A 26,534-nucleotide genomic window follows, 5' to 3' on the forward strand; every position below is an offset into this window, starting at 1 on the left:
CTGCACTCATTGCACCGCCATCCTGCGCTCAAGGAACCGCTGATGACCCTTCCCCTGCACGTGATCATCCTCGCCGCCGGCGCCGGCAAACGCATGAAATCGGCCTTGCCGAAGGTACTGCAGCCGATCGCCGGGCAGCCGATGCTGGCACACGTGATCGCCACCGCGCGCCAGCTCAACCCCGAAGCCATCCATGTGGTTTATGGACATGGTGGCGATGCGGTGCGCGCCCACTTCAGCGCGCAGCCGGACCTGGTCTGGGCCGAACAGCGCGAGCAGCTGGGCACCGGCCATGCCGTGGCGCAGGCGATGCCCGACGTGCCCGATGCAGCCACCGTGCTGGTGCTGTACGGCGATGTGCCGCTGATCCGTGCACAGACGCTCGGCGCCCTGCTGGCGCTGCCCGGTCGGCTGGCCGTGCTGGCCGCCGAGATGGCCGACCCGACGGGCTATGGCCGCATCATCCGCGATGCCGAAGGCCGCGTGGCCGGCATCGTGGAACAGAAGGACGCCGACGATGAACAGCGCCGGATCCGCATCATCAATACCGGCATCATCACCGCCGAATCGACCGCGCTGCGGCGCTGGCTTTCGCAGCTCTCCAACGCCAACGCGCAGGGCGAGTACTACCTGACCGATGTGTTCGCTTTCGCGGCCAATGAATACACGGCCGCCGAGATGGCCGTGGTGTCCGATCCGCAGGATGCCGAAGGAGCCAACGATCCGTGGCAGCTCGCGCAGCTCGAGCGCGCCTGGCAGCAGCGCGCGGTGCGTGCTCTGTGCGAGCAGGGTGCGCGCGTGCTCGACCCGGCGCGGGTGGACGTGCGTGGTGAGGTGGTGGTGGGGCGCGATGTGCAGATCGATGTCAACGTGGTGCTCGAGGGCCGCGTGCATCTGGCCGATGGCGTGAGCATCGGGCCGTTCACCCGGCTCAAGGATGTGACGCTCGGGCCGGGCACGCAGGTGCGCGCGCACTGCGATCTGGAAGGTGTGGTCACTGAAGGGGCAGCGCAGGTCGGTCCCTTCGCACGGCTGCGGCCGGGCACGGTGCTGGCCGATGGGGTACACGTGGGCAACTTCGTGGAAACCAAGAAGGTCACGATGGGTGTGGGCAGCAAGGCCAACCATTTGACTTATCTGGGCGATGCGGTCATCGGCAGCAAGGTCAACATCGGCGCGGGCACCATCACCTGCAACTACGACGGGGTGAACAAGTCGCAGACCACGATCGGTGACAACGCGTTCGTGGGCTCCAACAGCTCGCTGGTGGCTCCGGTACTGATCGGCGAGGGGGCGACGATCGGCGCAGGCTCGGTGATCACGCGCACCGCGCCGGAGGGCACGCTGACGGTGGCGCGCGCGCGGCAGGAGACCCTCCCCGGCTGGCAGCGTCCGCAGAAGAAGTAACGCGCGGTTGCCGCGGGGCGATCGCTACACGGGCAGCAGCAGGGACACGCAGAGGCCGCCTTCGGTGCGGTTCTGCAGTGAGATCCGCCCGCCATGCGCTTCGACGATCTCGCGCGTCAAGGCCAGTCCGAGCCCGGTGCCGTTGCGCTTGGTCGAGTAGAACGGCATCAGCGCGTTCTGCAGGACCGCCTCGTTCATGCCGCGGCCATGGTCGAGCACATCCAGCCGCAGCCATTGCGGCAGCCGGGTCACCTGCACGCGGACATCCGCATTAGGAGGGTCGGCCTCGCTGCCGGCTTCATGCGCGTTCTTGAGCAGGTTCAGCAGGGCCTGGCCCAGCTGGGCGATGTCCACGCGACTGTGCAGTTCTTCATCCAGCGGCGCCAGCGCGAAGGGAATCTGCTGCTGCAGGCTGGACAGGAACGGCGCCCAGTGTACGGTCTGCAACTGCGGCTGGGGCAACTTGGCGAAGCGGGCATAGCCGCGGATGAAGCCTTCCAGGTGACGGGCACGGTCTTCAATGGTCGAGAAGATCTCCGGCAGGCGCTCGACGCGGCCGCGTCGAAGCAGTTCACCGCCGGAGTGCGCCAGGGACGCAATGGGAGCCAATGAATTGTTGAGCTCGTGGCTGATCACCCGGATCACCTTCTTCCAGGTCTGGACTTCCTGCCGCCGCAGTTCCGCGGTGAGCAGGCGGATCAACAGCAGGTCGTGTGGCCGGCCGTTGAGATGGAATGCGCGCCGCGAGAGGTGGTAGATCTGCTCATCCTCCTCGGAGCCGTCGTCGCTGTCTTCTTCGCGCACTGCGAACAGGCTGTCACCGCCCCGTGCGATGGCCTCGCGCAGGGGTACTGGCATCTGCTCCAGCAGTGCGGCCAGGCGCTGGCCTTCCAGGCGCACGCCGCCATGCAGCAACCTGCGCGCGGCAAGGTTGGAAAACACCACGCGTGGCAGCCCATCCCCGCCGGCGGCCAGCAGCAGCATGGCCACCGGCGTGTTCTGCACCATGGTGTCGAGCAGCAGCTCCCGCTGCACCAGCGCCTGCCGCTGCTCGCGCAGTACGTCGCCCAGCTCGCGATGGGCCTGCACCAGCGTTGCCAGCTCATCGTTGGAGGACCAGTGCACGCCGAAATTGTATTCGCCATCGCGGTAGCTGCTCACCGTTCCGGCAAGGGCGCGCATCAGCGAACGCACGGGCGCGGTGGCACGGCGCAGGCTCCACCACATCAACGCCAGCAGTAGTACGGCGGAAATGCCGGCCACGACCCACCCGTGGTCCAGCCAGAACGCCAGCAGCCAGGGCAGTGCCGCAGCCAGTGCCAGCACCGGCAGCAGCCGCAGGAACAGGCGGGCGGTGAAGGACCGCGCGATCATTCGCGCGGAATGCCGAAGCGGTCCATGCGCCGGTACAGCGCCTGCCGGCTGAGGCCGAGTTCGGCCGCCGCCTGCGCGATCACGCCATGATGCTGGGTCAGCGCGCTCTGGATGCGTTGCCGGTCCGGTTCGTTGCCAGCGGGCGCCGCACGCGCACCGGCCGTTGCACGCGGCAGGTTGAGGTCGGCCACTTCGATCCGTGCACCGGGCGCCAGCAGTTGCGCGCGCTGGATGACATTGCGCAGCTCACGTACGTTGCCCGGCCACGGATGGCGTTGCAGTGCCAGCAGCGCGGCGGCTGAGAGGGCCTTGCCGCCGTCAAGGAAATGCGCTGCCAGCGGGGCGATGTCGCCGGGTCGTTCGGCCAGCGGCGGCACCCGCAGCTCAACGGTGTTGAGGCGGTAATAGAGGTCCTCGCGGAAGGTGCCGTCGCGGATCATCTGCGGCAGGTCGGCGTTGGTGGCACTGACCACGCGCACCCTGACCTGGCGTTCGCGGTTGGAACCGAGCCGCTCGAAGCGTCCGGTCTCCAGCACGCGCAGCAGCTTCATCTGGCCGTTCAGAGGCAGGTTGCCGATCTCGTCCAGGAACAGCGTGCCGCCGTCGGCGGCCTCGAACTTGCCTTCACGAACCTTGTTGGCGCCGGTGTAGGCCCCGGCTTCGGCACCGAACAGTTCTGCTTCGATCAGCTCCGCTGGCAGGGCGCCGCAGTTGAGCGCCACGAACGGTCCTTTGGGCACTCCGGAGTTGGCCTGGATGATCTCGGCGATCTTCTCCTTGCCCGCGCCATTGGGCCCGGTGATGAGCACCGGCAGCGCCGAGCGCGCGACCTGGCAGGCCAGGGCGATGGTGCGCTCGCTGGAAGGATCGGCGAAGACCGCACCGCACAACCGGTAGCGGGCCTGCAGCGCGTCGCGCTGCTGGTGCTCGCGCTGGCGGCGGCGTTCCAGTTCGCTGCGGGCCTCGGAGAGTTCCAGCAGATTGTTCACCGTGACCAGCAGCTTGCGGTCGTCCCACGGTTTGGAGAGGTAATCGGCGGCACCTGCCTTGACCAGGTCCACGGCGCTGCTGAGGTGGGTCCACGCAGTGAGCAGGATCACCGGCAGGTCCGGATGGCGTTCGCGGAGGCGGGCGAACAGCGCCTCGCCTTCCTCACCGGAGGTGGTGTCTTCGGTGAAGTTCATGTCCTGGATCACCAGATCGATGGGATGCGCTTCGAGCATCTGCAGGCCCTGCTCGGGCGAGAGCGCGTGCAGGGTGTCGATGTCGTGCAGCGAGAACAGGACCTCCAGCGCGGTGCCCACGCTGGTGTTGTCGTCGATGATCAGGATCGTGGGCATGCAGCGCCATCGGTTGGTGCCGGGCAGGGCCCGGCAGGTGGAGTCATTCGGCCATGGTAGCGCCGACGCGGGGGCCGGCGGATGCCATGCCGGATCAGCTGCCGCGCGTGGCCACCGCCGGTGGCACGGCGGCCGCGCGTCGGGCGGGGCCAAAGACCGCGATCTGTCCGAGCAGCCACAGCAGCACCGCGCCGATGGGCAGGTACAACAGGGGCAGGCGCGGCAGTTCGTAGGTACTCATCAGCGCCAGGTTGATGGCATAGGCCGCCAGCATGCCCAGCACGATGCCCACCGTGGCGAGCAGGAAGTTCTCGGTCTGGAAATACCGCAGGATCTGCCCGCGCGTAGCGCCGAGCGCACGGCGGATGCCAATCTGCTTGCTGCGCTGCTGCACCCAGAAACTGGCCAGGCCCACGATGCCCAGGGCCGTCACCACCAGCAGCGCGACGCACACCGTGACCAGCAGGCCGACCATCGCGCGGTCGTTCTTGAAGTAGTCGTTGCGCTGCTCTTCGTAGGTCAGTTTCTCGCGGACCAGCCGGTTGGGATCGTTGCGCTCCAGTGCGGCAAGCGCGGCCTTGAGTACCTCCTGGCGGCGCTCGGGTGCGGTACGCAGCAGGTACACCCCTTCGCCGAAGGCCGTACGCCCGGGCAGGACCATGGACATGGTGCGGTTGCCGTCCCAGCCGACCGGCGTGGCCAAGGCCTCCACGATACCCACCACGTGCATGGCCTGATCGCCCATGTAGTACGTCTTGCCCAGTGCCGTGCCGCGTGGCTCCAATCGCTGCGCGGCGGCCTGGTTGAGCAGGATCGGCACCGCCACGTCCTTGGTCTTGCGGCTCATGACATCCTCCAGCGCGATGTACTCCGACGCCTGGAAATCACGCCCGCTGGTCAGGTTGAGGCCAAGCGTGGCCAGGCCGTTTTCGGCAACGCCGTACATTGCCACGTTGACCGATGACTCTTCCTGGTCGGCGGTGTGGGAAAGGCCGCTGGAGCTGGAATTCCGGCGGAACGGCAGCTGATTGACCGTGGTGACCTGGGTGACCCCCGGGATGGCGCGCAGCGCGGCCAGGTCTTCGCGGGTGCGGGCCATTGCATCGACCTGGCGGCCAATGCCTCCCACGTTGACCATGACCAGTTCCTTCTCGGCCAGTCCGCTAGGCAGGCTGATCTTTTCAATGCGCTGGCTGACCAGGAACAGCGCGTTGCAGACGATGGCGCAGGTCAGGGCGATTTCCAGCACGATCAATGCGGCGGCGGTCTTGTGCCGGCGCAGGGTGCTGAGGATGGGGCGGATGTCCATGGGATGTCCTCGGGGTCGCCGTTACTGCGACTTGAGCTGGATGGCGGGGGTGACCTGCATGGCGCGCCAGGCGGGCAGGAAGCCGGCGGCGAGGCTGGCAAACAGGGTGAGTCCCAGGGCGACGAGCAGCATGCTGCCGTCCAGCTGGGCCAGCTTGGCGTAGTCCACCGGCTGCTGGCGGACCGCGTACAGGCCGAGCATCGCCAGCAGCAGGCCCAGCAGGCCACCGACCAGCCCCACCGCGCCGGCTTCCACAAGGCACTGCATGAAGATCTGCCGGCGGCTCGCGCCGAGTGCCCGGCGCACGCCGATCTCGCCGCTGCGGCGCAGGAACTTGGCCAACAGCAACCCCACCGTGTTGACCAGGCAGACGCACAGGAAGGCGAGCGCCAGCCACAGCTGCAGCCGCACATCGCTGGGCACCGCACCGTTGTGGTCCAGCCAGGCCATCACGTCGCGCAGCCTGACGTTGGCCGGGCGCTCGAAGCGTCCGGCGGCACGCTGCTGGTTGGAATAATTGACCAGGTAGCTGCGGTAGTCGTCGACTTTGGAGGGGTCCATCTCGGCCCAGTACTGCAGCCACACGCAGGGCGCGTTGACGCCGGAGCTCTCACCGCTGGGTGATTCGCCGAAGCAGTTCATGTTGCCGTTGCGCCCCAGCTTCAGGTCCAGCGCCGTGGAGAAGGGTACGAAGACATCCTCCTCGCGGCCGAAGCTGCCCAGCGTGAGATCGTAGAAGCTGGGCTCCGGCCGCCACGTATCCATGACGCCGACGATGCGCAGCGTGTGGCCGCTGAAACGCAGGTCGCGGCCGACGCTGTTGGCACCGTTGAACAGCTTGTCGTTCAACGTTTTCGAGATGACCACCACGCGTGAGCGGCCTTCGTCGTCGCTGCGTGTCCAGGGTTGCCCGTACAGCATGGGTACGTCGAACATCGGGAAGAAGTCGGCCGACGTCCAGCGGCCATCGAGCGAGAAGGGCTTGAGGGTGCTGTTCTCCGGTTCCACGGTGCCGCCACCGCCGGTCATCACCGCCTGCCGTTCGGCCTTCGCATCGCGCAGCAGGGCCTCGGCGTCGAAGCGGGTCATCTGGTCGGCAGGCTCGTCCTCGGGGACGTAGCCGGCACGTGGACGCGGGTCGAGCTGCACATAGAACAGGCGCTCGCTCTTGCCCGGGATCGGGTCCCCGGACAGCACGTGGAACACGGTCAGGGTGGTCATCGAGGCGCCGATGCCCAGGGCGATGGCCACCACCATCAGGGCGGTGAGAACCTTGTTGCGGCGGAAGCTGCGCAGCGCCAGGCGCGCGTAGTAGGCGAACATGGCCGACCTCACTCGTTGACCGCGACGATGCGCCGCGGCGTGGCCAGGACCGGCTCGCGCAGCAGGTCGGTGACCTGGCCGTCGACGATGTGCACGTTGCGCTGCGCGCGCGCGGCCAGTTCGGGATCATGGGTGACCATCACGATGGTGGTGCCCGCCGCGTTGATCTCCTCCAGCAGCTCCATCACGCCGCGCGCCATCTGCGTGTCCAGGTTGCCGGTCGGTTCGTCGGCCAGCAGCAGGCGCGGGCTGCCGGCCAGGGCGCGGGCGATCGCCGCGCGCTGCTGCTGGCCGCCGGACAGTTCATTGGGATAGTGCTTCATGCGCGAGCCCAGGCCGACCTGGCTCAGGGACCTCTCGATGCGCTCGCGGCGCTCGGCCGCCGACATGCCGCGGTAGCGCAGCGGCACATCCACGTTGTCGAACAGGTTGAGGTCCGGGATCAGGTTGAAGCCCTGGAAAATGAAGCCGATCTTCTGGTTGCGCAGCCGGCTGCGGGCGTCGTCGCCGAGCCGGCTGACATCCTGGCCATCGAGCAGGTAGGTGCCGCTGGTGAAGGTCTCCAGCAGACCGGCGATGTTGAGGAAGGTGGTCTTGCCGGAACCGGACGGGCCGGTGACCGCGCAGAACTCGCCTTCGTTGACCTTCAGTTCCAGCGAACGCAGAGCATGGGTTTCCACCTGTTCGGTGCGGAACACCTTGGCGACCGAGCGCATCTCAAGCATGGTTCTATCCTCTTGCGGTAGGTGATGTCAGTTGATGGAGACGCGCTCGGCGTCGCCGAACAGATCGCTGCCGGCGACCACGATCCGATCGCCCGGCTGCACGCCGGACTTGATTTCCACTTCGCCCAGGCTGCTCACGCCCAGCTCCACCGGGCGGCGCACGGCGGTGTCGCCCTGCATGACGTAGACCTGGCCATTGCTCTGTTCAACGAAGGGACCACGCTCGACCTTGAGCACGTCCTTGCGGGTATCGAGCAGGACGCGCACGGACATGCGCTGGCTCTGGCGCAGGCCTTCGGGCTGCTTGTCGGCAAAGCGCACCCGCGCGTTGACCTCGCCGTTGACCACTTCGGGCGAAACGGCGCTGATCTCGCCCGGGAACGGCTCGCCGCTGCCGCTGGTGAGCTGGGCGGGCATGCCGATCGCCAGGTCGCGGGCGAAGCTCTCCGGCACCTTGATCTCGATCTCGAAGCGCGACAGGTCCACCACGCCGAGGATCGGCGCGTTGGCGATCACATTGGTACGCTGGGTGGCCTGCACCTGGCCCACCTGTCCGTCGAACGGTGCGCGCAGGGTGAGCGCATCGACCTGCCGCTTCACCTCGGCCACCACCGCGCGCTGGCGATCGGCGAGCAGGCGCTTGTTGCGGGCATCGAGGTCCGCGCCCTGGCCCTGCAGCCGGGCATCGGTGCTGGCATTGGTCAGGCTGATGTCGGCCTTCTTCAGGCTGTCCTGCGCGCGCGCCAGATCGATCTGCGGTACCGCGCCGCCATCGAAGCCGCGCTGGTAGCGCTCCAGGTCGCGCTCGGCGGCCGTGCGTTCGATGTTGGCCTGGTCGGTTTCCTTGCGCGCCTTGGCGCGCGCCAGGGTCGCGTCGAGCGTGGCACGGCTGGCCTCGGCTTCCAGGCCGGCCAGCGTGGCTTCTTCCTGGGCGAGCTTGCTGCGCAGTTCCGGGCTGTCGATGACGGCCAGTTCCTGCCCATTCTTCACCACGTCGCCGGCGACGACCTTCAGGTCCACGATGCCTGCCGAGATGGCGTACAGCACGGGATTGTTGGCGGCGATCACGCGACCGTCGGCGGCGATGTCGCGCACCAGGTCGCCGCGCTGGACTTCCGCGATGCGCACGCGGGTGCCGTCGAAGGAGCGGCTGGCGTTGAGCCAGGCCGGAACGGCAAAGCCGATGGCCACCAGGACCACCAGGGCGGCGAGCGCGGGCCAGCGGTAACGGCGCCACCTGCCGGCGGCGCCGTCGGCGGGTGCGGAGGAAACGATCTGGTCCTGGGCGGAGGTGTCGCGGATCATCGAAAGGCCTGGGCGTTGGAACTGCTCCGTATCAAGCACGGAGTGTGCCAACTGCCCAGGCCTTTCAGATCAAAGAGTTAGTCGCCCCGTCCGGGTGTCCGGGTGTCCGCCCGGACACCCGGGCGGACACTTCCGCGGACGGCGGCTTACCAGCGGCCACCGCGATGCTGGCGATTCCAGTCACGACGGTCGCGATCACGATCACGACGCCAGTCAGCCTGGCGGTTCTGATGCTGCCAGCGCCGGCCGTCGTGGCGACGGTCATGGCCTCGACGGTCGTAGCGGTCATAACGGCCGTGACGGTCGTCGCGGCGGTCGGAGGTGGCCAGGTTGCCGATCGCACCACCGGCCAATGCACCGCCCACGGTGTAACGGGCATCGCCGTTGGACAGGGCCGAACCGGCCACGCCACCGACCACAGCGCCGATCAGGGTGTGTTTGTCCTTGCGGGACAACGCGTCGGCGTCGCCAATGGTCATGAAGCCTGCGCCGAGGGCGAGGGCCATCGCCAGGCCACGGAAGCTGAAGGTCGCTGCGTTGATCATCGTCATGCTCCATCGGGGAAGGTGGTCATCGCCGCTGTGCAGGCGATGGCGGACACCGCTGCCGGCGTCCGTGACTCCACCATTGGCGTCCAACATTGCCCCAACATTGCGCGGTCCCTGCGAGCCAGGTCCCGGTTAAACGTGCAGCCAGCTGCCTGAAAGTCCGTTCAGCCACCCAGGTGCGCCCCGCCTGCAAGGCGCCGCCCCATCAGAGGCTGATGATCTCGATCCAGTAGCCATCCGGATCCTTGATGAAGGCCAGGTGCTTCATGCGTCCCTCGTCCAGCCGCTTCTGGAAGGTCACGCCCAGGTCTTCGAAGCGCTTGCAGGCGGCCTGGATATCCGGAACCGAAACACAGATATGGCCAAACCCGCGCGGGTCGCTGTTGCCATCGTGATAGACCGCGCCCGCTTCGTTTTCGGTGCCGTGGTTGTGCGTCAGCTCAAGCACCCCCGGGATGCCGGCCATCCAGCGGCGACGCTCGGCGTCGTCTTCCGGGACAACCGCGCCGGCGGGAACGTAGGCCAGGAAATACAGGCTGAACTTCGCCTCGGCGAACTCCCGCTTGTCGATCAACTGGTACCCCAGCACGCGGCTGTAGAAATCCAGTGAGGCGGCGGCATCCTTGACCCGCAGCATGGTGTGGTTGAAGACGAATCCGGCGGTCTCGGCCGGCGCCTCGGCGGCGAGGCCGGGGACGTCGCGCAGGGCGGCGATGGTCATGGGGGAAAACCTCGGTCGGACAGGGCACAACGCCCCGGGGGCGGCCATTCTAGCGAGCCGTGGGTGAAGCCTGTTCGAGGATGGGCTGCCGGCGCATTGCAACATCTCGCATGGACCTGCAGCGGCCGTCGTCTTTAGGGTGCCGTCTGCAGAACCAACCACGCCAATACCATGTCCGACACCTCGTCCCCTTCCAACTCCGATCACCCCACCTCTTCCTGCACTGTGTCCCGACGCGGTCTGCTGCGCGGCATCGGGCGCGCCGGCGCTGCTGCGCTGGCCGGCATGTCATGCGCCGGGCTCGCATTGCCCGAACTTGCCTTCGCCGAGGCCATGGACAAGGCCCAGCGTGATGCCTTGACCCCCGACCAGGTCCTGCACCGCCTGCTGCAGGGCAATGCGCGCTTCAGCGGCAATCGCCTGCTGCGCCACGATTACCTTGCGCAGAAGGCGGACACGCGCGATGGCCAGTATCCCGCTGCGATCATCCTGAGCTGCATCGATTCCCGCGTGCCTGCCGAGATCGTGCTGGATGCCGGTATCGGTGAGCTGTTCAACGCGCGCGTGGCCGGCAATCTGGTCAACCAGGACATTCTCGGCAGCATGGAATACGCCTGCGCTGTCGCCGGCTCGAAGGTGATCATGGTGATGGGGCATACCGGCTGTGGCGCCATCAAGGGCGGCATCTCGGGCGCCCAGCTGGGGCACCTGACCGGCCTGGTCGATCGCTTGAAGCCGGCCGCCGAAGCCACCCGCTACACGGGCGTGCGCGATGAGAAGAACCCCGCCTTCGTCGATGAGGTGGCGCGCACGCATGTGCGCATGACCGTCCGCCAGATCCGGCAGCAGAGCAGCACGCTGGCCGGCATGGAGCGCCGGGACGAGATCATGCTGGTGGGCGCCATGTACCACCTTCGTGGCGGGCGGCTGGAAGTACTGGAGGCCTGACGGCAGACAGGCGGGTGGCCGCCCTGGCTCAGGCCGGCGGCCCCTCGTCGATCATGGCCAGCACCATCGGCGCGAGCCGGTAGAGATCGGCATCTCCGTGCAGGCCAAGCTTCCTGTAGGCCGAGCGTTTGTGCGTGCTGATGGTCTTCTCGCTGAGGCCCTCGCTGTGGGCAACGCCGGAGACGGCGCCGCCGGCCAGGATGTGCAGCAGCACCTCGCGCTCGCGGCTGGTCAGAGCGCGTAGGGGTGCCGAATCCTCAGCGAGGTACTCACCGCCGGCGGCCACCTGGCCGATCGCCCGCAGCAACGTGGAGAGATCGGCGGTCTTGCAGACGAAACCCGCTGCCCCTGCGCGCAATGCAGAGGCGATCACCAGTGCGCTGCTGGATGCGGAAAGCACCAGCACGCGCGTCTGCGGCTGCACCCCATGGATCATGCCGATCAGCGTGCAGCACGCCAGGTCGTCGGCGGCAAGCGAGAAGTCGAGCAGGACCACGTCGATCACCTCGCAGGCGAGCGCCTGCATGAGCTGGGAACTGTGCGTCCACGCGCCCGCGATGGTCACGCCGCCGTGTTCGCGCAGCTGCAGGACCAGTGCATCGAGCGACGTTTCGTGATCGTCCAGCAGGGCGATGCGGGTGGCGTGCTGCCGCAGCGGATGCGGCAGGGAAGAAGATTGCAGGTCCATGCGGAACGTCTCGGTAATGAATGTCTTCCCACGGTCCGAATCACAGCACAGAAATGACGGTGATCGCGACAAACACTTTCTGCTGTGACTTAATACAACGAAAGACGTGGCATCTGCGACAGAACTAAAGCTCATTTGGACCGTTAACTTCCAAGGCTGCGTGATACGGTATGTGGATTCCCAGTTCATTCCCGTCAGGAACGTGCGATGACCGGCAGTGATCGCCGATCGAGGCGCACTGATGCACCCGACAGCGCGGGCTCGCATCTCCCTGCAAGGCCGCTGCGTGTCAGCCTCCTGGATCACCTCGCACTGCGTCGAAACGCGCTTGCTGCGCGGCTGGCCACCGAGCCGGGCTTCGTCGTTGTGGCCTCCAGCGGCGACCCTGGGACCTACCTTTCACCCGATCGTTCAGCCGGCACCGACGTGCTGGTCAGCAACTACGCACTCGCCCGCGAGTCGCTCGATGGCATTGCGCTGCTGCAGGCATTGCAGGCGGCCGATCCGCGCGCCAGGACGCTGGTCCTCACGCATGCGGCGGGGGCGGGCCTTGCGGAAATGGCCATCGCCGCAGGTGCACGCGGCGTTGTCAGCAGGGCCCGCTCGTGGGAGGAGCTGGTGTCGGCAGTGCGTGCCGTCGCCGAGGGCGACCTGCCGATCCTGCCCGATCTGCTGCCGGTGGCGCTGCTGCCGGTGCGCCCGGGCGACAGCGATGAGCCGCTGCTCATCCTCGAGCATCCCTGGCTGACAGCGCACGAGCGCGATGTGATCCGGTGCTGCCTGACGGGTCTTTCGGTGAGCGCCATCGCCACCAAGCTGCGACGCAGCGTGCATACCGTCAGCACGCAGAAGCGTGGTGCCTACGCGAAGCTGGGGATCCGCAGCGATTCCGAACTGTTCCGGCTGGTCCGCAAAGGCTGAGCGAGGCGCGCCGGGGCGGGGCTGAGCGTGTTGCCGGGCCCGTGACGCAAACGGACTAAGAAAATCGCCAGAGGTATTAGGGGGCGCTCTACAGACCCCGGGCAGGGGGGTGACTAGCATTCACTCCGCTCGCTGCCGCCGTTTTTTCCGGCGTGCGGCCCCCCTTCCTTGCCCTGGATTCCGCGCACATGCCCGGCATTGTCGAACTCGTCACGTCTACGCAGTTGGAGAGCAACTCCATGGGTGCGCGTGCGCTGGGAAAGCTGCGCCGCGACATGGGCGACAACCTGCTCGCCGCACTGGAAGACAAGCGCACTGTCGAAATCATGCTCAACGCCGATGGCCGCCTGTGGCAGGAGCGATTGGGCGAACCGATGCGCTGCATCGGTGGCATGGGCCGTGCGCAGGCCGAGGCGATGATCAAGACGGTTGCCGGTTTCCACGGGCTGGAAATCACCCGTGCGCAGCCGATGCTGGAGGCCGAATTTCCATTGGATGGCTCGCGATTTGCCGCGCAGCTGCCGCCGGTGGTGACCGCGCCGACCTTTGCACTGCGCAAGAAGGCACTGATGGTGATGGGTCTGGATGATTACGTTGCCAGCAACGTCATGACCGCTGCACAGCGCGAGGCCATCGTCCAGGCCGTGCGCGATCACCGCAATATTCTGGTGGTCGGCGGCACCGGTTCGGGCAAGACCACGCTGGTCAACGCGATCATCCAGCAGATGGTGGTCAGTGATCCGGAGGAGCGCGTCTTCATCATCGAAGACACCGGCGAGATCCAGTGTTCGGCGCAGAACTTCGTGCAGTACCACACCACGCCGATGGTCGGCATGACCGGCCTGCTGCGCGCCTCGCTGCGCATGCGCCCGGACCGGATCCTGGTGGGCGAAGTGCGGGGTCCGGAGGCGCTGGACCTGCTGATGGCCTGGAACACCGGCCACGAGGGGGGCGCTGCAACGCTGCACGCCAACAGTGCCCACGCCGCGCTGAGCCGCCTTTCCATGCTGGTCAGCATGCATGCCGACGCACCCACCCATATCGAGCCGCTGATCGGCGAGTGCGTGCACCTGATCGTGCACATCGAGCGCACCGGCCACGGCCGCCGTGTGAACCAGGTCCTCCGCGTGAACGGTTACGCGGACGGCCATTACCAGATCCAAACCCTAGAGGAGAACTGAAATGAAGAAGACCACGATTGCTGTATCCGCCCGCAGGACGCTGGCCTCGCGCATCGCGCTCATGACGATGCTGTGCGCCCTGCCGGGCCTGGCGCTGGCCGGTGGTGGCGGCGGCACCGACGGACTGCCTTTCGAAGGCGCGATGAGCCAGCTGGTGGATTCGCTGACCGGTCCGATCGCCTTTGCGATCTCGGTCATCGGCGTGGTGGCGGCCGGCGGCATGCTGATCTTCGGCGGCGACATGAACGGCTTCATGCGTTCCATCGTGTTCCTGATCCTGGTCATCGGCTTGATCGTCAGCGCGTCGGCGCTGCTCAGCAACATGTTCGGCGTCAGTGGCGCCATCGCCGCGGCGGCCCCGGGCCTGTCCTGGATGAGCCAGGGCCTCTGCTGATCATGGCCCTGCGACGCATCCCCATCCGCCGCGCGGGCAACCGCAGCAACCTGTTCATGGGCGGTGACCGTGAGCTGGTGATGCTGGCCGGCCTGTTCGCTGTGGTGCTCATCTTCAGCGTGCAGTCCCTGGCAGCGGCCGTGCTGGGTGTGGCGTCGTGGTGCATCGCGCTGTTCATCCTGCGCCAGATGGCCAAGGCCGATCCCCGCCTTCGCCATGTCTACCTGCGCAACCGCCGCTACCAGGCCTATTACGCGCCGCGCTCCACCCCGTTCCGGGTCAACACGCCTGCCCAGGCGAGGCAATACTCATGATCGTCACCCTCACTTCCGTGCTGGCCGTACTCGGCACGCTCCTGCTGGTCTTCCTGTTCCTGCAGGCGCGCCAGGCCATGGCCGCACAGCGCCTTGCACAACACCGCGCCAAGGATGCCGGCGTGGCCGACCTGCTGAACTACGCCGCGCTGGTCGAGGATGGCGTGATGGTCTGCAAAAGCGGTGCGCTGTGCGCGTCGTGGCTGTACCGCGGCGAAGACGCGGCCAGCAGCACCGACCAGCAGCGCGAGGCGACCTCAATGCGGTTGAACCAGGCGCTGTCGCGCCTCGGCAACGGCTGGATGATCCACGTCGACGCCGTGCGCCAGCAGGCCCCGGGCTACACCGGCGAGGGCGAATCCAGTTTCCCGGACGTGGTGACGGCGGCGATCGACGAAGAACGCCGGCGCCTGTTCGAAAGCATGGGCGTGATGTACGAGGGCTACTTCGTGCTGACCGTCACCTGGTACCCGCCCGCCTTGGCGCAGCGGAAGTTCGTGGAAATGATGTTCGACGACGAAGGCCGCGCAAGCGGCGATTCGGAGAGCACCCAGCGTCTGCTGGAACATTTCCGCCGCGAATGCGTATCGCTGGAATCGCGCCTGTCCTCCGCCGTGCAGCTGCGCCGTCTCAAGGGCGTGGTGACCATCGACGAGAGCGGCAAGCGGACCACGCATGATGACCTGTTGCGCTGGCTGCACAACTGCATCACCGGCATCGATCAGCAGATCCGTCTGCCCGACGTGCCGATCTACCTCGATGCGCTGATTGGCGGGCAGGAACTGTGGACCGGCGTGGTGCCGCGGATCGGCCGCAAGTACATGCAGGTGGTGTCCATCGAGGGGTTCCCGATGGAATCCAGCCCCGGCATGCTGGACGCACTGGCCGAGCTGCAATGCCAGTATCGCTGGTCGAACCGTTTCATCTTCATGGACCTGCATGAGTCGGTGAAGCACCTGGAGGCCTACCGCAAGAAGTGGCGGCAGAAAGTACGGGGCTTCTTCGACCAGGTGTTCAACACCAATGGCGGCACCATCGACCAGGATGCGCTGATGATGGTGGCTGATGCCGAGGCGGCGATCGCCGAGGTCAACAGCGGCATGGTCGCCCAGGGCTACTACACCAGCGTGGTCGTGCTGATGGACGAGGATCGCGAGAAACTCGAGAACTCGGCGCGGCAGGTGGAGAAGCTGGTCAATGGACTGGGCTTCGTCGCCCGCATCGAAACCATCAACACGATGGATGCGTATCTCGGCAGTCTGCCGGGGCATGGCGTGGAGAACATCCGCCGTCCGCTGCTCAATACGATGAACCTGGCCGACCTGCTGCCGACCAGCACCATCTGGCCGGGCGAGAGCAAGGCGCCGTGCCCGATGTATCCGGCCAACGCGCCGGCGTTGATGAGCTGCGTGACCCAGGGCGCCACGCCGTTCCGGCTGAACCTGCATGTGCGCGACGTGGGGCACAGCTTCATCTTCGGGCCGATCGGCGCCGGCAAGTCCACGCACCTGTGCCTGTTGGCCGCGCAGCTGCGCCGTTACCCGGGCATGTCGCTTTACTGCTTCGACAAGGGCCTGTCCATGTATGCGCTGGCGGCGGCCAGCGGCGGCGATCACTACAACATCGGCGTGGACGAGGACCGCCTGGCGTTCTGTCCGCTGCAGTTCCTGGAAACCAAGGCCGACCGATCCTGGGCGCTGGAGTGGATCGATACGATGCTTGCGCTCAACGGTCTGCAGAGCACGGCCGCGCAACGCAACGAGATCAGTGCGGCGCTCAACAGCATGCACGACAGCGGTGCGCGCACCCTGTCCGAGTTCTGCCTGACCATCCAGGACCTCGGCGTGCGCGAGGCACTGGAGCAGTACACCGGCGACGGCGCGATGGGGCACCTGCTCGATGCCGAGGACGACTCGCTGGCCCTGTCGAGCTTCACCGTGTTCGAGATCGAAGAGCTGTTCAACATGGGCGACCGCTTCGCGCTGCCGGTGCTGCTCTATCTCTTCCGGCGCATCGAGCGTTCTCTGGATGGTCGGCCCACCGCGATCATCCTGGACGAGGCATGGCTGATGCTGGGCCACCCGACGTTCCAGGCCAAGATCCGCGAGTGGCTGAAGGTGCTGCGCAAGAGCAACTGCCTGGTGCTGATGGCCACGCAGAGCCTGAGCGATGCGGTCAATTCCGGAATCCTCGATGTGATCCTGGAATCGACGGCGACCAAGATCTTCCTGCCCAACGTGCACGCACGCGATGAGGAGGCCTCCGCGCTCTACAAGCGCATGGGCCTGAATTCGCGGCAGATCGAGATTCTCGCCAGTGCCGTGCCCAAGCGCCACTACTACTACGTTTCCGAGCTTGGCCGGCGGTTGTACGACCTTGCGTTGGGACCGGTTGCCCTGGCCTTCGTGGGCGTCAGTGACCGCGAATCCATCGCCACCATCCGCGCGCTGCGCGAGCGCCACGGTGCGGACTGGATCTACGAATGGGCGCGCCTGCGCGGCTTCAACCTTCACGACTACGGAACACGGAAATGAAACGCAAAAAGAACGTCACGGTCGCCCTGCGCGCCGACGAACCCGCAAACCCCTACCTGGCGTCCCGCCGCGTGTGGAATGCCCACGTCGGCAGTCTGGTGGCCAGCCGGCGCATCTGGCAGTTGGTCGGCCTGATCGCCCTGCTGATCGTTGTCGGCTGCGTGGGCGGGCTGATCCACATCGGCAGCCAGTCGCGGTTCGTGCCCTACGTGGTGGAGGTGGACAAGCTGGGTCAGCCGCTGGCGGTCAGTGCGGCCGAGCAGGCTGCGCCTGCTGATCCGCGCGTGGTACGCGCCACGGTGGCGACCTTCATCACCGACCTGCGCACCGTCACGGCGGATGTGTCCCTGCAGCGCAGGAACATCTTCCGAGCCTATGCCGTACTGGCCAGTGGCACGGCAGCGAGCCAGAAGACCAGCGACTGGTTCAACGCCTCCAGCGGCAACAACCCCTTCAAGCGTGCGGCCACCGAGACCGTCAGCGTGCAGATCGACTCGGTGCTGCAGCAGAGCCCGCAGAACTGGCAGGTCGACTGGACCGAGACCGTGCACGACCGCGCCGGCAAGCGGACTGCAACACCGACGCGCATGCGGGCCCTGGTCAACGTGCAGGTTGCCGAGAACCCCTCCAATGCCAGCGAGCAGCAGCTTCGTGACAACCCGCTCGGCATCTATGTCACGGACTACTCCTGGTCCACCCAGCTCTGAGCGAATGCCATGAAACTTCTTCCTCTTGTCGCTGCACTGGCCCTGTTGCCGAGTGCCCATGCCCATGCCGATGAACCCGGTGTGCTCGAACAGATCATGCAGGCGCCTGCGCCCGCCCTGTCACCGCAGGCCAAGGCGGCCGTCGCGCTGGCCAGCAAATGGCAGAGCAACCCGGCCAACCGCGCCCAGCCGGTGGCGGCGCCCGATGGAGCGATCCGCTTCCTGTTCGGCGCGGGCCAGCCGACGATCGTGTGTGCGGTCATGCAGGTCTGCGATGTCGAGCTGCAGCCCGGCGAGATCGTCAACTCCGTCCACCTGGGTGACGCGGTGCGCTGGCTGGTCGAGCCTGCGCTCACCGGCAGCGGCCCGGGCGCCCTGCAGCATCTGATCATCAAGCCGCTGGATGTGGACCTGGAAACCTCGCTGGTGGTCACCACCAACCGGCGCACGTATCACCTCGGGCTTCGCTCGCACCGCACCGATTTCCTGCCGCGCGTGGGCTTCATCTATGGCGATGAGGTCGCCGCGCGCTGGGAGGCGGCCAAGCGCGTGCAGGCGCAGGAGCGCCAGGCCCGCACGATCCCGGCCACGGGCGAGTACCTGGGCAACCTGGACTTCAAGTACAGCGTCACCGGCAAGGCGCCGTGGAAGCCGCTGCGCGTCTACAACGATGGCAGGAAGACCATCATCGAGATGCCGCGCGAGATGTCGCAGACCGAGGCGCCGACCCTGATGGCGATCCGCGATTCCGGCTCCGGGCGCGGTACCGACGAGCAGGTGCTGGTGAACTATCGCGTCCAGGGTGATCGCTACATCGTGGACTCTGTGCTCGACCACGCGATCCTGATCACCGGCGTGGGCCGTGGCCAGACCAGGATCACCATCAAGAAGGAGGGCTGATCATGCGATGGGCTCCCCTGTGCGCCGTGCTGGTCGCTGCCTCCGTGGCGGCCTGCGCCGCCAGGCCGCATGCACCCCAGGCCGCTCCGCCGCAGGTGGTAAGCCTGCCGGACGCGGCCATGCTGGCCGAGGTCGCCGACGATGCGGCGACCTTGCTGCCGCGCTGGTACCCGCAGGGCGCCACGCGCTGGGTACTCAAACGCCCGGCGAACGATGCCTTCAGCGTCGCGCTGGTCGATCGCCTGCGGCGGGAGGGTTATGCCGTCCAGGAGACGGGCCCTCGCCGTGCGACCGATGAACCTGCGATGGGTGGCGTCACCCTCGATTTCATCTTCGAGCGGATGGATGACCGGTTGCATCGACTCACCCTGCGCGCCGGCTCACGCACGTTGTCGCGCGCCTACCTCCGCCACGAGGGCCGTGTCTACGCCGCCGGCGCCTGGGCCCAAGGAGAATGAACATGAACGAACATCCCATTCCGCCGAACGAGCACGTTGTCCAGGACCCGGGCAAGGGTGTCCGTCGGGTCAACAATCTGCCGCTGGTCATCATCGGGGGCGTGCTGGTGGCCTTCGTGCTGGTGATCGTGGTGGTCACCGCTTCCAAGCGGCACGCGGCGGGCAACGCCGGCCCCACCAGCAACACGCTGGCTCCGGCACCGACCGCGCTGGCCGAGCAGATCATCGGCAACACGAGTGCGGTCGAGGTAGCCCCCGATGTTGCCATGGCCACGCCGCCGGTCGAGGACGACTCCGCGCTGGCCGTGCCGATCGCCCGGGTACCGGAGCAGGCCGGGCCGCCGCTGCCGCCCACCGAAGCCGAAGACCCGCAGCTGGCACGAGCGCGTGCACTGCGCTTGCAGCAGCTGCAGCAGGCGTTGGCCGCCCGCACGGGTGTACTTGAGGCACGCAAGAACGGCACATCGGCAGCGCCTGCCGACGCTGCACCCGCTGCGTCGCCGACCCCAGACCGTCGACCCGCCGGGCGACCCAACGCCGTGGGGCAGTGGGCCCCGCCGTCGGAAGAGGGCGATGAACCCGCACGAGCAGACAACAACTACCAGCAGTTCGCTGCGGCTGGCAGAACCAACCGCTGGCAGCTGGACAGCCAAGTGGAAATGCCGCGCTCGCGCTTCACCCTCCGGGCCGGGTTCGTCATCCCCGCGGTGATGATTTCCGGTGTGAACTCCGACCTTCCCGGCCAGATCATCGGGCAGGTCAGCCAGGACGTGTATGACACCGCCACTGGCCAGCACCGCATCATTCCGCAGGGTACGCGCCTGGTCGGTTCGTACAGCGACGATGTGGCGTACGGGCAGCGCCGGGTGCTGGTCGCCTGGCAGCGGCTGGTGTTCCCCGATGGCCGTGCGATGGATATCGACTCCATGCCGGGTGTCGACGGTACCGGGTACTCGGGCATGAAGGACAAGGTCAACAACCACTACGCCCGTATTTTCGGCCAGGCCATCCTGCTCTCTGGGATCGTGGCCGGCGTCGAGCTCAGCCAGCGCGATCAATCCCCCGATGCGACCCGCCCCGACTTCAGTTCGACGATGAGTTCGTCACTGGCACGCACCCTGGGTGATGCCATGGCCCAGATGTTCCGCAAGAACCTCAGCATCGCCCCCACGCTGGAAATCCGTCCCGGGTTCCGCTTCAACGTGATGGTGGTGAAGGATCTCGATTTCGATCGCCCGTATGCGCCGTTGACCTACTGAGCGCCTCCCCCTGTCAGCGGCTGCGTCAAGCATGCGCAGCGGCTGCCTGCGGGCCGCGTCTGCGGCCTGTTTCAGCGCCCTCCGGCGCATCACCCTGGAGAAACCAACCCGATGAAAGCCAAGTACCTGTCCGCGTCTGTCGCCGCAGCGCTGGCGCTGGCGACGATGTCACCCGCCTACGCCATGATGCCGGTGTTCGATGCCGCCAACTACAGCGCCAATACCACCACCGCCGTGTCCACCACGCTCATCGCAGTGAAGATGCATGGTGTCCTGGAGGCCCTGGGCGGCGAAGGCAGTGACCGCTATGGCAAGGAGATCAACTTCTGGGACCAGAGCATCCACAACGATGAGGTCAACAACGAGTACAACGAACTGAACCAGCAGTACAACACCAAGAATCTGTATCACTCCGAGGTCAACACCAATTACCTGGTGGAGAACAACTACTACTGCAACATCGGCAGCATCGGCGAAGGTGGCGGTGACAACGGCAGTGTCTCGATGCTGGCCGATGAGGGCAGTGGCCAGGTCTGCCATGGTGAAGCGGAATCCGGCACGATCGTCATTCCGATCCCGGTCGCCTATGGCGTCGGCAAGTTCGGCGCCCATGACGAGGCGACCGCTTACATGGATCAGGCGCGTGGTGCCCTGGCGGATGTCGGCGCGCAGGACACCACACGGCTGACCACCGTCATGGACGGCAATGCGATGCAGGCCGCAGCCGTCGACAGCCAGACGGCCGACTTTGAGAACCAGTCCAAGCGGCTGAAAACGCTGGCCTCACAGGCGACCAGCAACATGGGCTCGCGCATGCAGGCGGTGTATGCGAACCAGATCGCTGCGGCCCAGACCGGCGAGATGATGCAGATGCGCGCCCTGATGCTGGCCGACCAGAACGCGCAGCTCCTGCGTGCGCAGGAAAGCGCTTCGCTGGAGGCACGTCAGTCGGCGGCTGAATCGCGGCTGCGCGCAGCCCCGGTGCTGAGCCAGACCGCAAGCCGTTCCTGGTAACCGATGCAAGCGGCCAGCGGAGCACCTGCTCCGCTGGCCGTTCCATGCGTCCCGCACTCACTCACGCAGACGAATCCATTCCATGAGCTGGTCCCGCCTTCTTCCTTTCCGTCCCGCGCTGCGCTGGCTGCTGACTGCGTTCGTGCTGCTGGCGGTGCCCGCCCTGGCATCGGCGCAGGTGGTCGACCCCTATCCCGTCGATAACCTGCTCCAACGCTTCAACGGCGTGCTGGAGGGGTGGTCGTCGGCGGTCTATGACACGGCCGTGTGGTTGTTCTGGTCGCTGGCGGTGCTGAGCTTTACCTGGACCATGTGCATGATGGTGTTCAAGCGTGCCGATTTCGGCGAGCTGTTCGCCGAGCTGGTCCGTTTCATCGTGCTCACAGGACTGTTCTGGTGGCTGCTGCAGAGCGGCAGCGGACTGAACGGTCTCATCGACGACATCCTGACCAGCATGAAACTGATGGGAGAGCGGGCGGTCGAGAACGCCGCGCTGCGCCCCGCGAGCCTGCTGGAAAGCGCTTACCAGGTTTTCATCAGGGTCGCCCAGCAGTCTGCGGAAGAAAGCTGGAAAGACGCCGACAAACTCATCGCCATGGCATTGAGCACCCTCATCGTGGGGCTGGTCGCACTGGCCGCCGTCAGCATGATGATCATCAAGATGCTGATGTGGATCCTGGCCTACGGTGGCCTGTTCCTGCTGGGCTTCGGGGGGGCGCGCTGGACGTCGGGGATCGCCATCAACTATTACAAGCACGTGCTCGCCGTAGGCATCTCCTACTTCGTGATGCTGCTGCTCTCGGTCACTGGAGAGAGCTTCCTGCGCGAGTACAGCACCAGCGTGGTCAACAATGTCACGCTGCCCAACCTGGCGATCATGCTGGTGGCCAGCATCCTGTTGGTGGCGCTGCTGGTGCGGGTACCGCAGCTGATCGCCGCGATCGTGCTCGGTGCACGAATGGGAGGGGGCGAGGGCGGCACGTTCAGCAGTACCGTGCTTGCCACGGGCGGCTCGGCCGTAGCCAGTGGCGCCAGCCAGGCCGGCCGCGGTGCGCAGGACCTCTACAACGCCTGGCGCGCGCATCCGCCGTCCAGCCCCGCGAGCACGCAGCTGGACCATGCCATGGGTCACGCCACCGCAGCGCAGGGCGCCGGCATGGGGCCGGTGATGGGGACGCCTGTTCTCTATCCAGCCGAGGCGGCCAGCGCACCCACCTCCAGCGCATTCGCGCCTGTCCCGCTGCATCGCGCGGCTGCGCCCGCCCGTGCGTCCTCGCAGGATGCCGCTCCAGCCCCTGCGGCGGGATCCTCCGCACCCCACGCCGGCCGTATCCCGGCCGCCGCGCCTGCAGCTGCGCAAGCGCGTGACGCCCAGCGCGCCGATACGCACGACACGCCGCCCACGCGGGATCCGTCACGCACCGCTGCGCTCCGGGACGAGGGCGGTGCACCCGGCCACGCGCCAGTGGCATCGGGCGCCGCGGCCGCCACGCACCTCACCACCGGCCAGCTGGCAGCGGGCACGTCGTCGATGGAGCGCCGCATGACCGACGATGCATCCACCGCAGCGGGCGCGGAGCGCTCTGTGTTCGATTCACGCGCGCCGCAGGGTGTACACGATGCGCGCCCGTCGGCAGCGACGGGGCAGGGTGCGCGCGTCCCGGACAGCGGACAGGATCTGCGCGACGCCACGCGCGGAATGCATGCGCCGGTGTCGGCTGATGCATCACTGGAGCCCATCGCGCGGCAGGCTGGGCCGCAGGGCGATGGCGGGGCCGACGGCACGCCGCGCACGGATCCCTCGCGGCTTGCCGGCACGGTCACCTCGACCGATACGGCCTTGCGCATGGACACGCCGAACGCGGACGTGCCGCCCCTGCAGTCCGACATCACCGCAGCGCAACGCGAGGCCATGCGCCAGTCCGCCGCCAGTGCGCCGGTCGAGCCGACGGTGGACCGCGCGATGCCGCTTGACGGGGTGCGCAGCGCGTCCCTCACCGACCGGGTGCACGCCGAGGCGACCGATATGCGGAGCGAGACGGTTCTCGATCGCGGCGCGACCTCCCACGGGGCTGGAAGTGCACGGGTGGAGAGTCCGGCCCCTGGGCGGGTACAGGACCCGGCCCACACCCAGGTTGAAGGGCCTCTCCAAAGCCCAACCCAGACGCCGCCGTTGCAGCCGCAGATCGTGAAGGATCCGGCGGGCACGCCCCCTGTGCTGGACGCTGGCGCCGCCTCGCCCAGGTTCGAGGCAGGCGCGGGCGCAACCCAGCGGGCGGCCCCTGCACAGCACACCGTCCCCCTGGGCACGCCATCGGTCGAGGCGACCGCGCCGGCGACGGTCGGGGCCGGAGAGAAGGCCGTGGTTGATGGCCGTGTCGCCGCGCCGGAGGCGGGCGCTGTCAGGCCGGCCGACATGCCAGCCACAGCCGCTGCAGCGCCGGTATCGAACGTTTCGCAGCGCCCGCCTGACCCTGCCGTTGCGCCCAGCCGGGGGACTGATGTGACCGCCGCAGAGCGCGTGCGCACCGCCGACACAGACGCTTCCCGCAGCGGTGCGTCGATCCCTGCGCAGCCGGTGGTCACCCCATCAACAGGGGCGGCGGCGCCGGCCGACGCGGCGGGCCATCGCCCTGGCATGGGTCATCCACAGCCCGCTGGCGCGTCCGCCCAGCTCGCGCCCGATGCCGGTACCTCGAGCCCCACCACCGCAGCACCGGGCACCCCGTCGACGGCGCAGGCCGCAGCAGACCGGCCGTCAGGCGACGCTGTGGTCACCTCAAGCGGAACTCAGGCGCGTGGTGGTGTCACCCCCTGGGCAGCAGCCCGGCACGACGCGGGGCCCGCCGTCGGCCCCCCCGCGGCGGACCGCGTGGACACGCCCGACGCATCCGTGTCCGGAGCGGCTTCGTCACGCACGGAGGCCGGTCACGCAGCCCCGGCAGCCGGACCCGGTGGGCGCGCGGCAGCGCAACCGCAGACCCCGGGCGCCAGCATGCCGCGCCCGCCAGCGGGTGCATCTGACCTGCACCCGCTCACGCCTGCACCTGACCAGGGCGACGATGATGATCGCTGACCTTCCGCCGCAGATCGAAGAGCGCGTCGTCTGTTCGGTCACCGCGGCGATGAAATACCAGATCCCCGCGAACATCCTGCTTGCCGTGGCCGAGCAGGAGGGCGGCAAGCCCGGGCAATGGGTGCGCAACAGCAATGGCACGTTCGATGTCGGCGCCATGCAGTTCAATACCGCATACCTCAAGGAGCTGGCCCGGCACGGGATCGACGCCTCGCACGTGGCGGCCGAGGGCTGCTATCCCTATGAGCTGGCGGCGTGGCGCCTGCGCGGCCACCTGCGCCAGGACAGCGGCGACGTGTGGACACGCGCCGCCAACTACCACTCGCGCACCCCTGTCCACAACCACCGCTACCGGGCCCAGCTCATCCGGCGTGCCGCACGCTGGAGCACCTGGCTGGAAAAAAACTTCCCGACCTATGTGATGGACGCTGCCCCCGCGCGTCGGGTCGGCGCGCGTTCCTCCATGACCAACCGAGACTGAGATGATGAGACTTGATATCCGCGCGGCAACCTGCTGCCTCCTGTTGGCCGCGCCCATTGCAAGCATGGCGGCCGACTGCAGGCCGCGCAGAGATGTGGACTACAGCCTCGCTGGCGATGGCGTCAATGAGATTCCGGTCAAGCAGAATCTTCCCGTTGGCGCGCTCATCAAGGAGGTGAGCATGCCTGGGGATGGCACCATCGTGGCAGCCGTGTGCAGCGGTCTTACGGTCATTGATCGCGCGTACGTGGGTCTTTCTGCGTCCGAAGTGCCAGACGTCTATCGTTCGCCGCTTGCCGGTGTGGGCATCAAGATCGAGTGGACCTCGCCGGAAGGGAACAGGTCCGCTTTTCCATTCCGGACGGAAGTGGAACAGGACGATACCTATGACATCGCCAACACCGGCGTGATCACCGTTGGTTTCTACCGGATCGCTGGCGACTTCACCGGAGGCGTGATTTCGCCGGGCGCTCCGTTGCAGGTGGCCCGGGTGAACGTCGACACCATCAATGCCATGCGTGTGCTCATGACCAATGTTGCCTTCCGTCAGTCCACCTGTTCCATCACCACCCGTTCGTTGAACCAGACGGTGACGCTGGGCCGGCACACGGCGCGTGACTTCACTGACGGCGCGGGGCCCTGGCGGGACTTCTCGCTGGAGTCTGAAACCTGCGATCTCGATAACTTCAGTGAGGCGCGCTTCACGTTCTCAGGCGAAACGCCGGACGGTTATCCCAACCTGTTTGCGATCGATTCCGGCGCAACGGCGGCACGTGGCGTCGCGGTGCAGTTGAAGGTGCGCGATGGTGAGCTGATCGAGCCGGAGCAGCTGGTGACCACGCCTGCCGTTGCCGAGGGCGCCCGCTACGATTTCCAGGCCCGCTACATGCGCACGCGCGATGCGCTGGGCAGTGGCGTGGGCAACAGCACCATCACCGTCAACGTGACGTATGACTGACCTGGGCGCGGCAGCGGCCATGACGCGGCATCGTCCGCGTCGTCGCGCACTGGTGGCAACGGCCTGCGTGGTGGCCGCGATCGGTCCGTTGCTGGGCCTGTTGGGCGCGCGCATCAACACCACGCCCAGCCTTGCCTACGGCGTGTACTGGGTGACCGATGCGGCGCCGCAGGTCGGGCGTTACATCACGTTCTGCCCGCCGCTGGACGATGCGGTCTTCGCGATGGCGCAGGCGCGGGGCTATCTCAAGCGTGGCCCGTGCGCGGGACAGGTGCGCCCGCTGCTCAAGCGGGTGCTGGCCGGGCCCGGTGACCGGGTGGCGGTCGTTGAAGAAGGGGTGCGGGTCAATGGCGTGCTGCTCGACCACAGCCGTCCCAACCGCCGTGATTTCCAGGGACGGGCATTGCCCGCGCTGCACGTGGACGAACGCACGCTGCACGACGACGAACTGCTCGTGATGTCCGACACCAACGACCTTTCGTTCGACTCGCGTTACTACGGCCCCATCCCACGCAGCCTCGTGCGCGATGTCATACGCCCGGTGATCACCTGGCAGGCGATGTACTGATCCGGTGGCTGATCCGGCCTCGGAAAATGGTTAGGTGATTTAGGGGGCGCCCCAGATACCTCGTGCAGGCATCTACGGATA

24 protein-coding genes and 1 pseudogene are annotated in these 26,534 nt (G+C 67.1%); 16 read left to right on the forward strand and 9 right to left on the reverse strand.

Going from position 1 to position 26,534, the window contains the following annotated elements; translation table 11 throughout:
• Positions 1 to 42 precede the first annotated feature (42 nt).
• Positions 43 to 1,407 carry a bifunctional UDP-N-acetylglucosamine diphosphorylase/glucosamine-1-phosphate N-acetyltransferase GlmU gene (gene glmU / locus FHY09_RS14005; protein ID WP_166927512.1) on the forward strand — a complete coding sequence of 455 codons (1,365 nt, stop codon included), beginning with the start codon at positions 43 to 45 and terminating at the stop codon, positions 1,405 to 1,407.
• Between the two features lie 24 nt (positions 1,408 to 1,431).
• Here glmU and FHY09_RS14010 read toward each other — a convergent pair whose 3' ends face one another.
• From FHY09_RS14010 to gloA, 8 genes are all read right to left on the reverse strand, one after another.
• Positions 1,432 to 2,781: an ATP-binding protein gene (locus FHY09_RS14010; protein WP_166927513.1), complete on the reverse strand. Its 1,350-nt coding sequence runs from the start codon at positions 2,779 to 2,781 to the stop codon at positions 1,432 to 1,434.
• Entirely contained in the window at positions 2,778 to 4,121 is a 1,344-nt protein-coding gene (locus tag FHY09_RS14015) for a sigma-54-dependent transcriptional regulator (RefSeq protein ID WP_166927514.1), read from the reverse strand. The genes FHY09_RS14010 and FHY09_RS14015 overlap by 4 nt, the downstream gene beginning before the upstream one ends.
• Positions 4,122 to 4,215: 94 nt before the next feature.
• Positions 4,216 to 5,430 (reverse strand): FtsX-like permease family protein, encoded by a 1,215-nt coding sequence (locus FHY09_RS14020; protein WP_166927515.1) that lies wholly within the window; start codon positions 5,428 to 5,430, stop codon positions 4,216 to 4,218.
• 21 nt (positions 5,431 to 5,451) lie between these two features.
• On the reverse strand, positions 5,452 to 6,753 hold the full coding sequence (locus FHY09_RS14025; protein WP_166927516.1) for an ABC transporter permease: 1,302 nt from the start codon (positions 6,751 to 6,753) through the stop codon (positions 5,452 to 5,454).
• 8 nt (positions 6,754 to 6,761) lie between these two features.
• On the reverse strand, positions 6,762 to 7,478 hold the full coding sequence (locus tag FHY09_RS14030) for an ABC transporter ATP-binding protein (RefSeq protein WP_166927517.1): 717 nt from the start codon (positions 7,476 to 7,478) through the stop codon (positions 6,762 to 6,764).
• 27 nt (positions 7,479 to 7,505) lie between these two features.
• Positions 7,506 to 8,783, reverse strand: a complete 1,278-nt coding sequence (locus FHY09_RS14035) for an efflux RND transporter periplasmic adaptor subunit (RefSeq protein ID WP_166927518.1) — start codon at positions 8,781 to 8,783, stop codon at positions 7,506 to 7,508.
• A 146-nt stretch (positions 8,784 to 8,929) separates the two neighbouring features.
• A complete protein-coding gene (locus FHY09_RS14040; protein ID WP_456362823.1) occupies positions 8,930 to 9,424 on the reverse strand; it encodes a glycine zipper 2TM domain-containing protein in 495 nt (164 codons plus the stop codon).
• 112 nt (positions 9,425 to 9,536) lie between these two features.
• The gene (gene gloA / locus FHY09_RS14045) at positions 9,537 to 10,052 is read right to left on the reverse strand and encodes a lactoylglutathione lyase (RefSeq protein WP_166927519.1); all 516 of its coding nucleotides are present in this window, start codon (positions 10,050 to 10,052) and stop codon (positions 9,537 to 9,539) included.
• Positions 10,053 to 10,223: 171 nt separating this feature from the next.
• Between gloA and FHY09_RS14050 the strand changes: the two genes are divergently transcribed.
• Positions 10,224 to 11,000 (forward strand): carbonic anhydrase family protein, encoded by a 777-nt coding sequence (locus tag FHY09_RS14050; protein WP_166927520.1) that lies wholly within the window; start codon positions 10,224 to 10,226, stop codon positions 10,998 to 11,000.
• Positions 11,001 to 11,028: 28 nt separating this feature from the next.
• Here the strand turns inward: FHY09_RS14050 and FHY09_RS14055 are convergent, their stop codons facing one another.
• Positions 11,029 to 11,688 (reverse strand): response regulator transcription factor, encoded by a 660-nt coding sequence (locus FHY09_RS14055; RefSeq protein WP_166927521.1) that lies wholly within the window; start codon positions 11,686 to 11,688, stop codon positions 11,029 to 11,031.
• Positions 11,689 to 11,895: 207 nt separating this feature from the next.
• On the opposite strand from FHY09_RS14055, the gene FHY09_RS14060 reads away from it, so the two are divergent.
• The 14 genes and pseudogenes from FHY09_RS14060 (at position 11,896) to traF (ending at position 26,453) form a co-directional block, all read left to right on the forward strand.
• Complete coding sequence (locus tag FHY09_RS14060) at positions 11,896 to 12,609, forward strand: response regulator transcription factor (RefSeq protein WP_166927522.1); 714 nt, start codon at positions 11,896 to 11,898, stop codon at positions 12,607 to 12,609.
• A gap of 188 nt (positions 12,610 to 12,797) precedes the next feature.
• Complete coding sequence (trbB, locus tag FHY09_RS14065; protein ID WP_166927523.1) at positions 12,798 to 13,790, forward strand: P-type conjugative transfer ATPase TrbB; 993 nt, start codon at positions 12,798 to 12,800, stop codon at positions 13,788 to 13,790.
• 1 nt (position 13,791) lies between these two features.
• Positions 13,792 to 14,184: a TrbC/VirB2 family protein gene (locus tag FHY09_RS14070; RefSeq protein WP_166927524.1), complete on the forward strand. Its 393-nt coding sequence runs from the start codon at positions 13,792 to 13,794 to the stop codon at positions 14,182 to 14,184.
• A gap of 2 nt (positions 14,185 to 14,186) precedes the next feature.
• On the forward strand, positions 14,187 to 14,498 hold the full coding sequence (locus FHY09_RS14075; protein WP_166927525.1) for a conjugal transfer protein TrbD: 312 nt from the start codon (positions 14,187 to 14,189) through the stop codon (positions 14,496 to 14,498).
• A complete protein-coding gene (locus FHY09_RS14080; RefSeq protein WP_166927526.1) occupies positions 14,495 to 17,032 on the forward strand; it encodes a VirB4 family type IV secretion/conjugal transfer ATPase in 2,538 nt (845 codons plus the stop codon). The genes FHY09_RS14075 and FHY09_RS14080 overlap by 4 nt, the downstream gene beginning before the upstream one ends.
• Entirely contained in the window at positions 17,029 to 17,739 is a 711-nt protein-coding gene (locus tag FHY09_RS14085; protein WP_166927527.1) for a VirB8/TrbF family protein, read from the forward strand. The genes FHY09_RS14080 and FHY09_RS14085 overlap by 4 nt, the downstream gene beginning before the upstream one ends.
• A 9-nt stretch (positions 17,740 to 17,748) precedes the next feature.
• On the forward strand, positions 17,749 to 18,639 hold the full coding sequence (trbG, locus tag FHY09_RS14090; RefSeq protein WP_166927528.1) for a P-type conjugative transfer protein TrbG: 891 nt from the start codon (positions 17,749 to 17,751) through the stop codon (positions 18,637 to 18,639).
• A gap of 2 nt (positions 18,640 to 18,641) precedes the next feature.
• Positions 18,642 to 19,097: a hypothetical protein gene (locus FHY09_RS14095; RefSeq protein WP_166927529.1), complete on the forward strand. Its 456-nt coding sequence runs from the start codon at positions 18,642 to 18,644 to the stop codon at positions 19,095 to 19,097.
• 2 nt (positions 19,098 to 19,099) lie between these two features.
• The gene (locus FHY09_RS14100) at positions 19,100 to 20,356 is read left to right on the forward strand and encodes a TrbI/VirB10 family protein (protein WP_166927530.1); all 1,257 of its coding nucleotides are present in this window, start codon (positions 19,100 to 19,102) and stop codon (positions 20,354 to 20,356) included.
• Between the two features lie 111 nt (positions 20,357 to 20,467).
• Positions 20,468 to 21,370, forward strand: coding sequence for a hypothetical protein (locus FHY09_RS14105; protein WP_166927531.1), 903 nt, complete (start codon positions 20,468 to 20,470; stop codon positions 21,368 to 21,370).
• An 82-nt stretch (positions 21,371 to 21,452) separates the two neighbouring features.
• Positions 21,453 to 24,446 (forward strand): P-type conjugative transfer protein TrbL, encoded by a 2,994-nt coding sequence (trbL, locus tag FHY09_RS14110; protein WP_166927532.1) that lies wholly within the window; start codon positions 21,453 to 21,455, stop codon positions 24,444 to 24,446.
• A pseudogene (locus tag FHY09_RS14115) lies at positions 24,433 to 24,864 on the forward strand (transglycosylase SLT domain-containing protein); the annotation flags it as partial. The gene trbL and the pseudogene FHY09_RS14115, both read left to right, overlap by 14 nt.
• Before the next feature lie 127 nt (positions 24,865 to 24,991).
• A complete protein-coding gene (locus FHY09_RS14120; RefSeq protein ID WP_166927534.1) occupies positions 24,992 to 25,885 on the forward strand; it encodes a fimbrial protein in 894 nt (297 codons plus the stop codon).
• The gene (gene traF / locus FHY09_RS14125) at positions 25,878 to 26,453 is read left to right on the forward strand and encodes a conjugative transfer signal peptidase TraF (protein ID WP_166927535.1); all 576 of its coding nucleotides are present in this window, start codon (positions 25,878 to 25,880) and stop codon (positions 26,451 to 26,453) included. Before FHY09_RS14120 ends, traF begins: the two co-directional genes overlap by 8 nt.
• Positions 26,454 to 26,534: the final 81 nt, after the last annotated feature.

Source organism: Xanthomonas sp. 60, from assembly GCF_011761925.1.

Coding starts and splice junctions, on each gene's coding strand:
- gloA (WP_166927519.1), bottom strand. CDS start 10,052: ATGACCATCGCCGCCCTGCGCGACGTCCCCGGCCTCGCCGCCGAGGCG.
- FHY09_RS14040 (WP_456362823.1), bottom strand. CDS start 9,424: ATGTTGGACGCCAATGGTGGAGTCACGGACGCCGGCAGCGGTGTCCGC.
- trbL (WP_166927532.1), top strand. CDS start 21,453: ATGAGCTGGTCCCGCCTTCTTCCTTTCCGTCCCGCGCTGCGCTGGCTG.
- trbG (WP_166927528.1), top strand. CDS start 17,749: ATGAAACTTCTTCCTCTTGTCGCTGCACTGGCCCTGTTGCCGAGTGCC.
- FHY09_RS14105 (WP_166927531.1), top strand. CDS start 20,468: ATGAAAGCCAAGTACCTGTCCGCGTCTGTCGCCGCAGCGCTGGCGCTG.
- FHY09_RS14050 (WP_166927520.1), top strand. CDS start 10,224: ATGTCCGACACCTCGTCCCCTTCCAACTCCGATCACCCCACCTCTTCC.
- FHY09_RS14120 (WP_166927534.1), top strand. CDS start 24,992: ATGGCGGCCGACTGCAGGCCGCGCAGAGATGTGGACTACAGCCTCGCT.
- FHY09_RS14015 (WP_166927514.1), bottom strand. CDS start 4,121: ATGCCCACGATCCTGATCATCGACGACAACACCAGCGTGGGCACCGCG.
- FHY09_RS14035 (WP_166927518.1), bottom strand. CDS start 8,783: ATGATCCGCGACACCTCCGCCCAGGACCAGATCGTTTCCTCCGCACCC.
- FHY09_RS14055 (WP_166927521.1), bottom strand. CDS start 11,688: ATGGACCTGCAATCTTCTTCCCTGCCGCATCCGCTGCGGCAGCACGCC.
- FHY09_RS14100 (WP_166927530.1), top strand. CDS start 19,100: ATGAACGAACATCCCATTCCGCCGAACGAGCACGTTGTCCAGGACCCG.
- glmU (WP_166927512.1), top strand. CDS start 43: ATGACCCTTCCCCTGCACGTGATCATCCTCGCCGCCGGCGCCGGCAAA.
- FHY09_RS14095 (WP_166927529.1), top strand. CDS start 18,642: ATGCGATGGGCTCCCCTGTGCGCCGTGCTGGTCGCTGCCTCCGTGGCG.
- FHY09_RS14010 (WP_166927513.1), bottom strand. CDS start 2,781: ATGATCGCGCGGTCCTTCACCGCCCGCCTGTTCCTGCGGCTGCTGCCG.
- FHY09_RS14060 (WP_166927522.1), top strand. CDS start 11,896: ATGACCGGCAGTGATCGCCGATCGAGGCGCACTGATGCACCCGACAGC.
- FHY09_RS14085 (WP_166927527.1), top strand. CDS start 17,029: ATGAAACGCAAAAAGAACGTCACGGTCGCCCTGCGCGCCGACGAACCC.
- traF (WP_166927535.1), top strand. CDS start 25,878: ATGACTGACCTGGGCGCGGCAGCGGCCATGACGCGGCATCGTCCGCGT.
- FHY09_RS14025 (WP_166927516.1), bottom strand. CDS start 6,753: ATGTTCGCCTACTACGCGCGCCTGGCGCTGCGCAGCTTCCGCCGCAAC.
- FHY09_RS14075 (WP_166927525.1), top strand. CDS start 14,187: ATGGCCCTGCGACGCATCCCCATCCGCCGCGCGGGCAACCGCAGCAAC.
- FHY09_RS14020 (WP_166927515.1), bottom strand. CDS start 5,430: ATGGACATCCGCCCCATCCTCAGCACCCTGCGCCGGCACAAGACCGCC.
- FHY09_RS14080 (WP_166927526.1), top strand. CDS start 14,495: ATGATCGTCACCCTCACTTCCGTGCTGGCCGTACTCGGCACGCTCCTG.
- FHY09_RS14070 (WP_166927524.1), top strand. CDS start 13,792: ATGAAGAAGACCACGATTGCTGTATCCGCCCGCAGGACGCTGGCCTCG.
- trbB (WP_166927523.1), top strand. CDS start 12,798: ATGCCCGGCATTGTCGAACTCGTCACGTCTACGCAGTTGGAGAGCAAC.
- FHY09_RS14030 (WP_166927517.1), bottom strand. CDS start 7,478: ATGCTTGAGATGCGCTCGGTCGCCAAGGTGTTCCGCACCGAACAGGTG.